Origin of the sequence: Archangium violaceum, from assembly GCF_016859125.1 — a bacterium.
GTDB lineage: Bacteria > Myxococcota > Myxococcia > Myxococcales > Myxococcaceae > Archangium > Archangium violaceum_A.
Genome location: NZ_CP069338.1, coordinates 10,698,892 through 10,712,038, shown reverse-complemented (window position 1 = coordinate 10,712,038; position 13,147 = coordinate 10,698,892). Strand labels below are relative to the sequence as shown.

Genomic DNA, 13,147 nt, shown 5'->3' with positions numbered 1-13,147 from the left:
ACAGCAGACGACGTATGTGAGAGTGCTGGTGAATCCCTGGGGGGGCGGGCTGGGACACGGCGATCCCTCCCGGTATATTGGGCGCCTCGCAGTCACCGCCATGCTCCAGCTCCAGAACGACACGCCGTTCATCGTCAATCTCGCGATTCTTCCCGATGAGCGGGGCGTCGACACGGCGTACGTGATGGTCAAGGCCACGTTCGACATCCAGGCCGGGGCGCTTCGGGTCGCCGCGAAGCAGCGCCCCCTTGTGGTGGCGGACGAGTACTGGGGCGAGCCCGGACAGTCGAGCCTGAAGTACGCGAGCGAAGTTCACCTCCTCAAGCCACACACGGACGTTGTCCTCGTCGGTGAGGCACACGCGCCCCGGGGACGTCCAGTGGAGTCATGCCCCATCTCCGTGAAGGTGGGATTGCTTCGCAAGGTGATTCTGGTGTTCGGAGACCGCCACTGGGCTCGGGGCGTGCTGGGGCCGCGAATCTCCGCGCCTGCCCCCTTCGTCACCCTGCCGCTCGTCTACGAGCGGGCCTTTGGTGGCACCCACGTGGTGGACCGAGACAATGCGCAGGTCCTCTCTGAGCCCCGGAACCCAGTGGGCACCGGATTCCGGGGCAAGCGGAGCCACTCGGAGATGCTCGGCACGAAGTTGCCGAACCTGGAGGACCCGTCCCACCTCATCCAGTCCCCGTCGGACCAGCCCAGGCCCTTCGGCGTGGGGCACGTGCCTCCCTCGTGGGCGCCCCGGGTGGCTCTGGCGGGGACCTACGGCGACGCTTGGCGGACGACCCGGGCTCCGTATCTACCCCTGGACTTCAAGCGTGAGTTCTTCCAGTCCTCGTCCGAGGGGCTGTGCGCTTCGGGGCACCTGAAGGGCGGGGAGCCGGTGGAGTTGGTGAATGTCTCGCCCGCGGGGACTCTGCGGTTCGCGCTGCCCCGCTGTGACCTCTCCGTCACGGTGTTCATCGCGCGCAAGCGCCATGCGCCGCCGATGCAGCTGGAAACGGTGCAACTCGAGCCGGGACACCAGCGCCTGTGCATGCTCTGGCGGGGCGCCGTGTCCTGCGACAAGCAGGCACTGAAGGTGAGCCTGGCCCACATCCAGTTGAAATCCCTCGAGGGAGCAGCGTAATCCCCATGCGAACGCAGGCTGCGGAGATTCTCGGGCTCGGGATGGTGGCGCCGGTGGGGCTGACCGCGTCGGCCGTGGCCGCCGCCCTTCGGGCCGGAATCGTGCGAGTGCGAGAATCCTCATTCGTCGACCGGCACTCCGAGCCCATCCTGGCGGGCTTCCTCGACGAGGAGTTCCTGCCCGAGCTGAGCCTTCCCCAGGCCATGCTGAAGGTCCCCACGGCCCGCTACGCACGCATGTTGCGGCTGGCCTCCTCCGCGCTCCAGCAGGCGGCCCAGGGCCTCTCGAAGCCTACGCTCCTGCTGGCTCTTCCCGAAGATGGCGGCGTCGTCGGCCCGAAGTTTCTTGAGCAGCTCGCGCACCAGTCCGGCGTGGAGTTGGATGTCCGCGGCAGCAAGCTGTTTCCCCAGGGTCGGGCGGGGGGGCTGTTGGCGCTCGCGGAGGCGCTGCGGAGACTGGGGACTGCCTCCCTGGAGCAGGTCCTGGTGGGAGGGGTGGACACCTATTGCGACCTGCCGTTGCTGGACGCCTTGTGGGACGAGAAGCGCCTCCGGGTCCAGGGGCTCACGGATGGGTTCGTGCCTGGCGAAGGAGCCAGCTTCATGTTGCTGGGCCGGCTGGGACGCGGGCGGCGGCTGGGGTTGACTCCCATTGCCCATGTTCTGGGGGGCGGCACAGGTGTCGAGAAGGGGCACCTGTATGCGACGGAGCCCCATCTCGGAGAAGGCCTGTCGGATGCATTTCGCGAGCTCTTCTCCTCGCTGGCCGGACAGGCGCCCCGGGTCCGGTGTGTCTACGCCGGTCTGAACGGTGAGAGCTTCTGGTCCAAGGAGTGGGGGGTGTCCTATCTGCGGCATTCGCGCTACTTCGAGGAGGGTTTCCGCTTCGAGCACCCCGTCGATTGCATGGGAGACCCGGGCGCCGCGCTCGGACCGCTGCTGGTGTCGCTCACGGCCATTGGCATCCAGCGGGGGTACAGGGAGGCCCCGGGTCTGATATCAGGCTTGATTCAAAGTCCCACGGGAGAGGTCATCCCACCCGGGCCTACGGCTGAAGTATAGTCCCGCCTACAGGCGCCCACCGGAGGCGAGCAGCCGCGGGCAGATCGCGAGGGGGAGCGCCAGCACAGAGCCGGAGACGGGCCGGACAGGTCCGGGGAGAAGAAGGATGAGTGGGAAGAAAAACCGGGGCGGGAGGACTGGCGGGCCATCCACACCCCAAGCGGGAAACGGGAAGGGGAAGAAGGACGAGCAGGAAACCCCCTCCCGCGTGCAGAGGATGATGGCGAGCCTGGGGCTGACATTCAAGGAGGTAAAGGACCCCGGGCCCGCCGGGGACAGAGGCACCCGCTGGCGGCGATGTTGATGCTGCTGGTGCAGGCGATGGCGGTGGGGCGGCGGGTGTTGAGGCATGCCGAGGCGCTGGGGGAGGACATGCTGCGCGAAGGCACGGCGCCCGAGGGGCTGAAGCGGCCGGTGTCCGACACGACGTTGGATAGGCTGCTGGGGAAGTTGGAGCCAGAGGGGTTGGAGCAGGAGGTGCACCAGATGGTGCACCGAGGCCTGGAAGTGGGGCTGATACGCCATGAGCTCTTCGCCCGGGGCGTCGTCAGCATTGACGGGAAGGCAGGGAGAGCACGCCGGGGCAGCCGCCGTGCGAGCCGAGCCACACGACGAAGGATGAGCAGGGGCGGGAGTACTGGTACCCGTACGCGCTGCGCGCCAGTCTCACCAGCAGCGCGGCCCAGCCGGTGCTCGACCAGAAGTTGCTGGAAGGCAAGCAGGGAGAGGCGACGGCGTTCCCGGAGTTGTTCAAACGGGTGGTGGAGAAGTTCGGGCGGCATTTCGAGTACGTGACAGTGGACGCGGGAATGACGAGCGCGGCCAATGCGCGGGTGGTGAGGGAGGCGGGCAAGCACTACCTGATGGCGCTCAAGGAGAACTTCCACCGGCTACATGACAAGGCGTGGGTGGCGCTGGCGGTGGCGCCAGTGAAGGTGCGCACGCGCGAGCGGACGAGCGGGGAGTGGGTGGAGAGGGAGTTGAGGGTGGTGGACAAGCCGCCAGAGGAGGACTTTCCCGGCGCCCAGCAATGGGTATGGGTGAGGCAGACGCGAACCAGAGACGGCGAGCTGCCGAAGGTGGAGACGCGGCTGTTCCTCACCTCCATTCCCACAGGGCAACTGTCCCCGGAGCGGATGCTGACGCTGGTACGCCGGCACTGGGGGATTGAGAACGGGCCCAACTGGACAGCGGACGTGGTGCTGGAGGAGGACAGCGCCTCGCCCAGCCTGCGAGGCAATGCACCCCTGGTGCTCAGCTGGCTGCGTTTGCTGGCCTACAACCTGCTGGCCCTGGTGCGCACGCACCTGCCGACTCGCGACAAACGGCCCCAAAGCTTCGCACGCACCATGGAGGTGCTCTACCAGGGCCTGTTGGGTCTGGCCGTGCTGCCCGAGAGTCTGGCCACACTTGCCTGAGCGCCCGCCAGCTGCTCCCGCTCCGGCCTTCCCGCGCCTCTTCTCCCCTGGCTGTTCGGCCTGTGTACCTTCACTCCTGTCCTTCCACGGCGCCCCTCTTTCAGGCGCCGTCCGGAGGGATGCTCCCTCTTTGCCTGTGAATGTCTGGACTTGCTCTCCGCCTCTTCAAAACCTCTCCTATGGACTTTGGATCAATCCTGGGGTCTGATATGGTGCTCGTCTGACCGCGACGCTCGAGGGGCTGCGTTGGTGGGGGCGGTCCCACGTCAGGAGGCGCGATGAGCACGAAGGTCTTCGCCAACGGTCGGGGCATCGCCAGCGAGGACAGCGGGGGACAGAGCATCGTGTTCCCCGATGTGTGCAAGACGCCCACGCCTGGAGGGCCCGTCCCGATTCCCTACCCGAACACGGGCATGTCCTCGGACGCCTCGAAGGGCCCGACGTCGGTGACTGTCAACGGCAAGATGCCCATGGTGAAGGGCGCTCAGTACAAGCAGACGGCGGGCGACGAGGCGGGCACGGCCGGCGGAGGCGTCGTGAGCGGCTCCACCAAGGGGCCGGCGGAGTTCATGATGTATTCCTTCGACGTGAAGTTCGAAGGCAAGAACGTATGCCGCCTGGGCGACCCGCTCTTTCACAACAAGAAGAACATCATGGGCTGAGCTCCGTCCGTCGCGATGACGGCGAGGGTTCCGGGTTGTGTCCGGGAAACGCAAGGGGAGTGGCTATGGAAATCGGCGAAGCCGTCAATGTCCCGGTGGCAGCCTCCGCCGAGCTGAAGGAGTGGAAGCTCCGGGCTGAAATCCTGGAGGTGACCTTCAAGGGGACCATCAAGGTCAGCCGCGGCAAGACGCTGATCTCCCCGCCCCACTGGAAGAAGGGCGAGGACGTCAATGACGTCTGGACCGATGCCAAGAAGATGGGCCTTCCGCAGGAGGCGGCGTACTCCAAGAAGGCGGCCGCCATGCTCATCCATGAGGCCGATGGCGCCACCAAGGACGTCGAGGTCAAGGTCAAGGTCATCGAGGCGGAGAACGTCAGTGGCGAAGGAGAGCTGCTCGGCTGCCTGGGCGACATGGAGATCACCGCGAAGCTCCCGCTGGGCGTGGGGGAGCACGTCGTCAAGGCCCAGATCAAGACGCTGCCCTATAGAGTTGCCTGGTACCGCGGCAGCATCCAATGGGAGGTTTCCTTCGCGGATCCTGGGGCCACCATCGCCTTGGGCGGGTCCGACGTGGAGGTCTTCTTCCTCCCCGCGGTCCCCATCATCCCTTTCAAGACGGGGGTCTGGGCCGAGGTACTCCGCTTCATCTGCAACAGGATGGGCGTGGTGGGTCTGAAGACTCCCAGCGAGGTCATGGAGAAGATCACCCGCTACTGCCACACGGGTCACGGGCTCGAGTACGACACGAAAGCAGGCGCGCCCCGCTTCGATCTTGCGGATCGGGTGTTCGAGCTCAATGCGTACATGAAGGCAGAGCCCGAGGAGTGCTGTTGCTTCGACCAAGCGTCCGCCGTGCAGGTATTTGCTGCGGCCCTGGGAGTGAGCACGGAGTGGCTGTGGATGGTCCCCTTCGGGTACATCCAGACGACGGACCTGGTTGGCGTGGGGGCCTGTAACAACCCGTTCTACCGGAGTAACGGCACCGACAAGATCGTCATGCCCCTGGACCCCAAGCGGAAGCCCTTCGACGAGCATGCGTTTGTCCGCATGGCCGGCAAGATCCTGGATGCGTGCGCGGGGCCTCACCTCGGGACGGAAAAGACCTGGAGGTACCTCGAAAACACCATCGACTATGACCCGAAACGCTATCCCTATCCCAACTGAGAACGGCCCGGGATGCTCGAGGACATCCTCATTGTTACGCCTGTGACGACTGTCATATGATTCATGAGTCTTCGTCCGGTCCTGTGTATGATTTTGCGGTGCTGGGCTTTCGGCGCGACTGCCTGGGGAGAACCCATGTCGTTGGTTAATCCGCAGAAGTTGAAGGAGTTCAAGGACCGGATTGGTTTCGATCAGGTCGTCTTCAGCCCGAACCCGGACGTCGGGGTGGTTGCGGACTGGGACGGTGTGAAGGAGTTCCTGCCCACGCCCGAGGCGGGCTGGGAACCTTTATCGGAGGATGTCTACACACTCCCCGGCGACTTGGTCATGCGGAAGTGGAGCTTCCGGCGTGGCAAGGCCACTTTCATCCTCAAGGTCCATGTCTTCAGTAACGGCACCGCCGCCGCGCGGGAACGCTTCCTCTCGGGGGTGACCACCACCTCCATGTCCAGGGTTCCCTATGTCCGGGGACCGGCCTGGCTGGGGCAGCTCTCCGTCCAGATGCCTGACACGCCGCTCCAGACGGTGTTCTGGATCTTCCACAATGTGTACGTCGAGCTGCGCGACACCAGTGGTACCTCGGTGGAGCCCATCGCGCGCTCCCTCCAGGGCTTCATGGAGCGGCACGTGAGCCAGCACGTGACCCAGAGCCTGCCGCGCATCGACAAGGTGACGGTGTCGAAGTCTCAGCTCCAGGTTGGCGAGGAAGTGGAGGTCCAGGTCCATCCCAAGCAGTCCCAGGCGTCGCAGCAGTTGCGCATCGAAATCCAATCCAACCCGGAGGAGCTTGACTTAACGAAGCAGTCCAGCACTTCCTCCACGTATCAGGCACTGCGCCCGGGAAAGAGCACCGTCGAGGCCTGGTTGAGCGACACGAAGTTCCTCCTGATGTCACGGGCCCAGGTCCAGGTGGACGTCCAGCCGAAGAAGTAGGCGGCTTTCAGCCTTGGGTCATCAGCCCGTCGAAGCGGCGGGGCGAGATGGATGCTGGGGCGGCGAGCGCTCTGGCCAGCTCGGACGCCTGACGGCGGGTAAAGGCCCGGGCTTCGAGCCGGAACTGCCCCCGGCTCCGGATGGCCAGCTCCAGCGCCAACACCCCCCGTCGGCGCATCGGCTCCTGGCGGAGCGCCCCGAGGAGCGACTGTGCGCTGAAGGGGGTGCCCCGCAGATAGCGGGTGCCCGGGTCGAAGCGTGCTCGTGCCTCCTTCCACCAAGCGACGACCGCATCAGGCGCCGGAGTGGCCAGCGCATCCTCCGGGCCGGGGACGAGGTCGGCGTCGAGGTCCTCCTCCTCCAGGGGAATGGGTTCCTCGGCTTCATCCTCCCGAGGAGGACCCACATAGGTGCCCTCGAGCCGCAACCCGGTGATAGCGGAGAACGCCTCTGCGGCGAGCGCGGCCGTCCCCCGGTCCTTCTCCATCCAAGTGAGACACGCCTCCGCGGCCGCTACTTGGCCGCTGAAGCCGAGCGCCCAGAGGGCGGAGGAACGCAGCTCCGGGATGTCCAGCAACTTCACGAGCTTGGTGACGTCCTGCTCGCTTCCCCCGAGGGCGAGGAGCACCCGCGCCTGCGCGCCGGCCGCCGAGGGCTCCGCAGCCCACTTCTGGCACTTATCCCAGGTCCTTCGGAGGCCGGCAATCAGTCCCGAGATGAGCGCTGCATTCCGCACGCGCACATGGGGATCGTCGAGCGCGGCGTTCAGCGCCTTCCTGGCGCTCTCCTCGGGACGTCCATCCAAGCCGAGCAGGGCAGCGCCCTGGAGCCTCGGGTCAGCGTGCGAGAGGAACCTCGCCAGGGCGGAGGGAGGCACAGCTCTCCGGAACACCAGCGCTTCGAGCACTACCGCCTGGGCATCCACGCTGGACGAACTCAACAGCGGGAGGAGCGCTGCGGGGGCCAGCGAATCGTCGAGCTCCAGGGCCCGTTGGATTCCAGCGAGGGCCGAGCCCTTGCCCGCCTCGAGCCGCTCCAGGACATGCTTCGCCCCGTTCTCACCGCTCGCGAGCAGCGCGAAGGCGGCCGAGGCCACCTCTGTCGGTGCTTCCAACTCGAGGGTGGGAATGAGCAGCCGTTCGGCGACCTCGGGGCCACCGAGGGCGAGTCCGTCCAGGTGGGCCAGGAGCCGCTCCTCCTGGGCTTCGGTTGCCGTGAGGTCCACGGCCGGTGAGGCCAGGCAGCGTTCCCACCGGGTCCAGAGGAAGCCCGCCTCGCTGAGGTGCTCCTCGTAGACATCCATCATCAATCGCGGAGGTGGCATTCAGTTCACCTGGACCGAGCCCCCCTTGATGCGGTTGGTCCCGGTCGCATGGCTCTCCACGTACGTGCCCTTCAGGATGATCTTGCCGTTGCGTCGCAGGGTGATGCTGGCCTGACCACACTTTAGGACAATCTCATCCTTGCCCTCGATGGTGACGCTCTTTCCGTCCACCGAGACATCCATTGGCTCGTGGGCCTTCTGCTCGGACTCCGCGAGGACGGCATTCACGAGGGGAGTGGAGACAGCCGGCTGGATGAAGCCCATGATGACGGGCAGGCCCGGGTCTCCGTTGGCGAAGATGAGCACCACGCGCTGATGGGTGCTCACGGCTTCCTGAATGATGGCGGGCATCAGGGTGACGACCGTTTGCGCTGCGAGCGGGCTGGCGGGGTTCCCCTCGAAGTCAACGAGGAGCTGTCCCGTGGCATCCACGCCGGTCACCCAGCCGATGCGGTTCCCGAGAATAGGCTCTGAGGCGAGCCCGGCGGACCGCTGGCGGCCCCCTGCGCCTTGTGGATCATTCATCCGGGTATCCAAGCAGCTGCATGTGGAAACGGTCAAGGGGCCGGCAGGAATGCGCTCGCATGGGTGAAGAGGACTGCTCGCCATGTCGAATCCTCTTCGCCCGATCACCGCGCGAGTGGGGATGCAGTAGCTAGCAACTGCCGCTCGGTCCACCGTCACCTCCAGCACGGGCTTCCTCCCCGCGGCTCTGAGCCTCGCCGTCTTCGCTGGGACATGGCGTGGCCGCGGCACTGGCCCTACTCATGTGGGGCTACCTGGGCTGGGAGCTCTTCGACCTGGTACGGGCCTGGTTCAAGCTCTGGGAAGAGGCGGCGGAGGCCAGCACGTTCGCGGAACTGCGCGAGGCGGGAGACCGATTCGGCAAGGTCATCGGGCCCAACAGCGTGCGGATTCTCCTCCTGCTGGGCACGGCGGCGGTGGGGGAGACGGCGGCGCTGGTGTCCAAGGCCCCGAAGCTGCCGGGCTTCGCGAAAGCCGCCGGTGCGCTCGAGTCCCATGCCGGCATCAGCGACGTGCTGACGGCCGTGCAGGAAGTGGACAAGGTGAAGGTCGCCGTGGCCGAGGGCACCTTCAGTGTCGTCCTTCCCGCCAATGTCGTGGCCATGACGGTGAACGGGCCATCGAAGTCCGAGCATGCCCGGCAGCGACAGCTGGAGGGCCGGCCTGTCGGGACAGCGTTCAACGATGCGAGGAACGCTCGCCCTGCCGATGTCTTCATTCAGTCGGAGAACGGCAGATTCGTCGTTCGGGGTCCGAACGGTCGAGAACACATCTTCGAGCAGAACGGTACGCACGTTACGACTGTAGCCAGGCGCAGCGCGGCTGCGCACAGGAGTAGAGTCCAAAGTGGTGTTCTCCGGCTGGCTACCGAGCACGAGTTCAATGCATTCAAGTCTCTCTTCGGGAGGTGATATGGAACCCATGAGTCTGGAGGTGGTGCTGGAACTCGTTTCTGGCGACATCGTTGGCATGAAGCGCCATCAGGAGGTTCTGAGGACACTTCTCTCCAGTCCAGCCGGTGAGTGGCGGGATCTCCGGCGACTCGACCCGACAGACGCACTCGCAGCGGAGTGCCAGAACTACTCTCCGGACGTGGGTCCGAGGGTTCTGGATGGTCTCCGGCTAGCGTGGACGCCCCATCCGGATGAGCCGTCAGACAGTCCTTACTGTCTCATCCTGTTCTTCTATGGCCGAGACGGGCTGATATGGCACTCCCTGGCCATCTTCAACCGCGACACGCTGTAATGGGTCATCTTGTAGGGCGAGGCGTGGAGTCGCGCTCGTTGCTGCGGTACCCCACCATGTTGCCGGAGAGGTGCGGCTCACCCACTGTCAAGGCGCTGCTGTCGGTGGAGCGGCAGACCCCCGTGGCGCACGGGAAGAAGGGCCGCAACGAGCTGGTGTGCCGGTTCACGGAGAGCGGCGCGTTGTGTGATGTCGCTCTGGGCTGGTGATGCTGCGCGGCACCGCAGCTGCACGGGCTGCGGAGGTCAAAAAATGCCGGGGGCTCGTGGGCCACGACCGGCATGCAGCTGCGAGAGGGCGGGGGAGTGCTTCAGGGGGCGCGCGTCTCGGGCGGGAGGACTTCTTGCCCGACTCCTCCTGTCTGCTCGGAGCCGTGGCGGCGGTACGCTGACGCCCGGCGCCGGCGAAGACCTCTCCCCGGTCCTTCCCGTGGAGGAATTGCTCCATCGCACCATCCGTCGCGCCAGGTATTTCTCGAACTGCTCGGCGGTGGAGTCACCCTCGAAGCGGTGTGACCGGCACGCCCACAGCCGAGGGGCAGCCGGGATTCTTGCTCTTGTTCTGGACGTCGACCACCATGCCGCTGAGCCGAGGGCGGCCACTCGCACCGAAGTCCCGCCGCGACTTCATGCGGTCGTCACCACTCCCGCGGCCACTGATACGCCTCGAGCTTCTCCGCGAGCGCGTCACGCGTTGGCGCCTCGATGAACACTCGCCCCGTTGGCTTGCCGAGTGCGTAGTGCTGCTCCGGCATCCAACAACCGCCTTCGGTCATGGCTGCCTTTGCGGCCGCTTCGGCTTCATCGGAATCGACGACCAGTTCCCTCACCCGGAAGACGCCGTCCTGCTCGAGGACGGCGACGAATGGGTGCGGTGAGCCGAAGACGAACGGCAGCCTTCCCGCGCGCAGAAGTGCGAGCACGCGGTTCTTTCCAAATGGAGCGACGGGCGCCATGCGCCGGAGTATATCATCACCGGGTCGGCGATTCCGTCCCCAAGGCGTCATTCGCCTCGGCCCCGCGCGCCGTCAATGGATGGTCGGCCGAGGCCGGAGTCCTCTTGGAATCCGGCTTTGTCGGGGGTATTCTTCAAGGCTTCACTTGTTCGCCCATCAGGGAAGGCACTCATGAAGAAGCTATTCGCCGCGGCTTGCCTCGTACTTGGCGTCGTCGCTTGTGGACCGGCTGTCGCTCCTGGCGAGGACAATGCGCTCGAGTCTGTCGAGCAGGAGATCTGCCCGGCGGCGTGTCCCGCCGGCACGACATTCGTCCAGTACACGTGGGTTTGTACCGGCCAGACGACGAGCACGTGCAGGTCTGGAATCGAGAAGGAATACGCCCTTTGCTACGACTCCTCGTCCGGCGGTTACGTGACGGGTACCACGACCTGCCGCACGCGGTGTGGCTGCCTCGTCGTTGAATAATCCATTCCGGGAGATACAAGCGGAGGGGCGGCGGAGGGCCGCGCCTCCCACAGGAGAGGGGCGCCAGGGGGCGCCTCATGCCGGGCCGGTGATGATCGGCGAGGGACGACCGGCGATCCGATCGTGGGTGCTGATGGACATCATGCGCCGGCGCGTGGCGGCCTCGGCATGGAGCACGTCGAACTCGTCCTTGAGCTCGCGCCCGAAGGACTCGGCCGAGGCGTTGCGCCCCTCGAACTGGACGATGTCATTCATGCCCAGGGTATAGGGCACGACCGCGAATGGTTTGCCATTCACGGGGATGAGGAAGGGCTCGTCCCGGCTCACGTCATCGATGTGGTAGGTGAACCCGAGGCTCTGGAGGCTCCCCAGCGTGTGGGGAGTCCCCCGCATCCAGAAGGCGTTGAAGCCCACCGGCTTCGTGCCCGTCGCGCGCGGCGTTCGGGAGCGGAAGGGGAGGGGATGGACATGGGCTTGGTGTGGGTCATGGCGTGGAAGGGGGCTCGTCTGATTCAGGGGACCGGCGCGGGGTTTCTCGAGGAGGCGGGGACCGGTTGGTTCCGGGTCCTGGCCCACCGGGCATCGAGCGAGAGGCGGTTGAGGTGGGCCGTGGCCATGAGCGCGGAGTAGAGGGCCGCGTAGATCATCTGCAGCCCCAGCGTCTCCCAGTCGCTCCGCAGGGCGGTGCCGAAGACGAGGGACACCATGACGAGGCCGCCGGTGAAGAGGGCGGCGCGCGTCAGCAGCCCGAGCGTGAGCAGCACGCCAAGGACGAGCTCGATGAAGGGCAGCAGCAGTGCGAAGAGGCGCACCAGCGGAGAGGGAATCCAGGTGTTGGCGAAGAGCTGCACGAGGGCATCGGCGAAGGCTCCGGGGTTGCCGATCCGGACCAGACCGTGCCCGAGGATGTTGATGCCGAGGGAGAGCCTCAGAAGGAAGAAGCCCGCCATCGCATTCGTGATGCCGGGGAAGGGAGTCGAGGTGTTTTCTGGGGAGGTCGAGAGCTTCATGGTGTCTTTCCGATGGGGTGCGGTGGGGAGGGCGGGATCGCGTCTCGTCCTCGCACCCTCTACTTGCTCTTCGCACCGGCGGTTGAGAACGTGGGCGTGAGGAAAGACGGCTGTGCCTGAACGGAAAAAGCAGGGTCCGGTGCTTCTCGAGGGGTTGATGCCCCTGGTCGTGTTCGTGCGAGCCGTCGACAACCAGGGCTTCTCGGCGGCGGCACGGCAGCTCGGGTTGACTCCCTCCGCCGTGAGCAAGCAGGTGGCCCACCTGGAGGAGCGGCTCGGGACCCGGCTGCTCCGGAGGACGACCCACCACCTGAGCCTCACCGAGGCGGGAAGCATCTTCTACCAGCACTGCCAGCGGGTGCTCGGGGAGCTGGAGGACGCCCGGCTCGCCATGGCGGCCCTCGCCGAGCGCCCGAGGGGCACCCTTCGCATCTCCGCGCCCACGGTGCTCGCCGAGGTTCACGTCGGGGCCGCCGTGGCTGTGTTCCAGGAGTCCTTCCCGGAGGTGCAGGTGGAGCTCGATGCGAGCGATCGCGTGGTGGACCTCGTGGAGGATGGCCTCGACGCGGCGGTGCGGATCGCCGGCACGATGAAGGACAGCGCCCTCGTGGTCCGGCGCCTCGCGGCCGAGGATCGCGTCCTGTGCGCGAGCCCCTTCTACCTCCAGCGCGCCGGCAGGCCCCGGACCCCTGAGGACCTGGCCCACCACGAGTGCCTCCTCTTCAAGCCTGGACGGGTGGTGCGGGAGTGGCAGCTCCAGGGCGCCGGGGGCTCCTCGAACGTGAAGGTCCAGGGGCACTTCGTGGCCAACAACAACCTCGTCCTGCGGCAGGCGGCGCTCCTGGGACGGGGCATCGCCAACCTGCCGCGCTACCTCGTATTGGAGGAGCTGCGCTCGGGGGCCCTGGTGTCACTCCTCACCGAGCACCCGGTGACCCACCGCCACATCTACCTCGTGTACCCGCATCGCCAGCTCACGCCTCCCAAGGTGCGGGCCTTCGCTGACTTCCTCGTCCGCTACTTCCAACGCATCCTGGGTCAGACCGAGACGCGGACGTGACACGGGCTGACGATTGTTCGGAGGACAGCATCCCAAGCAGGGAGTCCGGACTCGTCGGGTCTTTCCGGTTGCCGGGCTGACTTCGGCCTGTTACCTTCATGCCGATTTTTGGTTGATAGAATAGTCAATCAAAAATGACATGGAGAGGTCCATGTGTCTTCGGCAGGCCGACGCGACAACCCCAGGTAACA

At 66.0% G+C, this 13,147-nt stretch carries 14 protein-coding genes and 1 pseudogene; 10 read left to right on the top strand and 5 right to left on the bottom strand.

Features of this window, described 5'->3' with window-relative positions:
* Positions 1-100: 100 nt before the first annotated feature.
* The 6 genes from JQX13_RS45175 (at position 101) to JQX13_RS45150 (ending at position 6,369) form a co-directional block, all read left to right on the top strand.
* Positions 101-1,129, top strand: coding sequence for a DUF2169 family type VI secretion system accessory protein (locus JQX13_RS45175; RefSeq protein ID WP_203405596.1), 1,029 nt, complete (start codon positions 101-103; stop codon positions 1,127-1,129).
* A gap of 5 nt (positions 1,130-1,134) precedes the next feature.
* The gene (locus JQX13_RS45170) at positions 1,135-2,190 is read left to right on the top strand and encodes a hypothetical protein (RefSeq protein ID WP_203405595.1); all 1,056 of its coding nucleotides are present in this window, start codon (positions 1,135-1,137) and stop codon (positions 2,188-2,190) included.
* Positions 2,191-2,843: 653 nt separating this feature from the next.
* The gene (locus JQX13_RS45165; protein ID WP_239015279.1) at positions 2,844-3,608 is read left to right on the top strand and encodes an ISAs1 family transposase; all 765 of its coding nucleotides are present in this window, start codon (positions 2,844-2,846) and stop codon (positions 3,606-3,608) included.
* A gap of 278 nt (positions 3,609-3,886) precedes the next feature.
* Positions 3,887-4,270: a DUF4150 domain-containing protein gene (locus JQX13_RS45160; RefSeq protein ID WP_203405594.1), complete on the top strand. Its 384-nt coding sequence runs from the start codon at positions 3,887-3,889 to the stop codon at positions 4,268-4,270.
* 65 nt (positions 4,271-4,335) lie between these two features.
* Positions 4,336-5,436 (top strand): hypothetical protein, encoded by a 1,101-nt coding sequence (locus tag JQX13_RS45155; protein ID WP_203405593.1) that lies wholly within the window; start codon positions 4,336-4,338, stop codon positions 5,434-5,436.
* 135 nt (positions 5,437-5,571) lie between these two features.
* Positions 5,572-6,369, top strand: a complete 798-nt coding sequence (locus JQX13_RS45150; protein ID WP_203405592.1) for a hypothetical protein — start codon at positions 5,572-5,574, stop codon at positions 6,367-6,369.
* 7 nt (positions 6,370-6,376) lie between these two features.
* Here JQX13_RS45150 and JQX13_RS45145 read toward each other — a convergent pair whose 3' ends face one another.
* Both JQX13_RS45145 and JQX13_RS45140 read right to left on the bottom strand, forming a co-directional pair.
* Entirely contained in the window at positions 6,377-7,693 is a 1,317-nt protein-coding gene (locus JQX13_RS45145; protein ID WP_203405591.1) for a TIGR02270 family protein, read from the bottom strand.
* Positions 7,694-8,218, bottom strand: coding sequence for a DUF6484 domain-containing protein (locus JQX13_RS45140; protein ID WP_203405590.1), 525 nt, complete (start codon positions 8,216-8,218; stop codon positions 7,694-7,696).
* Between the two features lie 212 nt (positions 8,219-8,430).
* Here JQX13_RS45140 and JQX13_RS45135 point away from each other — a divergent pair.
* The 3 genes and pseudogenes from JQX13_RS45135 to JQX13_RS45125 all read left to right on the top strand — a co-directional run.
* Positions 8,431-9,129 (top strand): annotated as a pseudogene (locus JQX13_RS45135) (AHH domain-containing protein); the annotation flags it as partial.
* 10 nt (positions 9,130-9,139) lie between these two features.
* The gene (locus tag JQX13_RS45130; protein ID WP_203405588.1) at positions 9,140-9,463 is read left to right on the top strand and encodes a hypothetical protein; all 324 of its coding nucleotides are present in this window, start codon (positions 9,140-9,142) and stop codon (positions 9,461-9,463) included.
* A gap of 23 nt (positions 9,464-9,486) precedes the next feature.
* The gene (locus JQX13_RS45125; RefSeq protein ID WP_203405587.1) at positions 9,487-9,672 is read left to right on the top strand and encodes a hypothetical protein; all 186 of its coding nucleotides are present in this window, start codon (positions 9,487-9,489) and stop codon (positions 9,670-9,672) included.
* Positions 9,673-10,100: 428 nt separating this feature from the next.
* Here JQX13_RS45125 and JQX13_RS45120 read toward each other — a convergent pair whose 3' ends face one another.
* The 3 genes from JQX13_RS45120 to JQX13_RS45110 all read right to left on the bottom strand — a co-directional run bounded on the left by JQX13_RS45120 (position 10,101) and on the right by JQX13_RS45110 (position 11,896).
* A complete protein-coding gene (locus JQX13_RS45120; RefSeq protein WP_203405586.1) occupies positions 10,101-10,418 on the bottom strand; it encodes a hypothetical protein in 318 nt (105 codons plus the stop codon).
* Between the two features lie 543 nt (positions 10,419-10,961).
* On the bottom strand, positions 10,962-11,300 hold the full coding sequence (locus JQX13_RS45115) for a hypothetical protein (protein ID WP_203405585.1): 339 nt from the start codon (positions 11,298-11,300) through the stop codon (positions 10,962-10,964).
* 98 nt (positions 11,301-11,398) lie between these two features.
* Positions 11,399-11,896, bottom strand: a complete 498-nt coding sequence (locus tag JQX13_RS45110; RefSeq protein WP_203405584.1) for a DoxX family membrane protein — start codon at positions 11,894-11,896, stop codon at positions 11,399-11,401.
* Between the two features lie 112 nt (positions 11,897-12,008).
* On the opposite strand from JQX13_RS45110, the gene JQX13_RS45105 reads away from it, so the two are divergent.
* Positions 12,009-12,956, top strand: a complete 948-nt coding sequence (locus JQX13_RS45105) for a LysR family transcriptional regulator (RefSeq protein WP_203405583.1) — start codon at positions 12,009-12,011, stop codon at positions 12,954-12,956.
* The last annotated feature ends 191 nt before the right edge of the window (positions 12,957-13,147 follow it).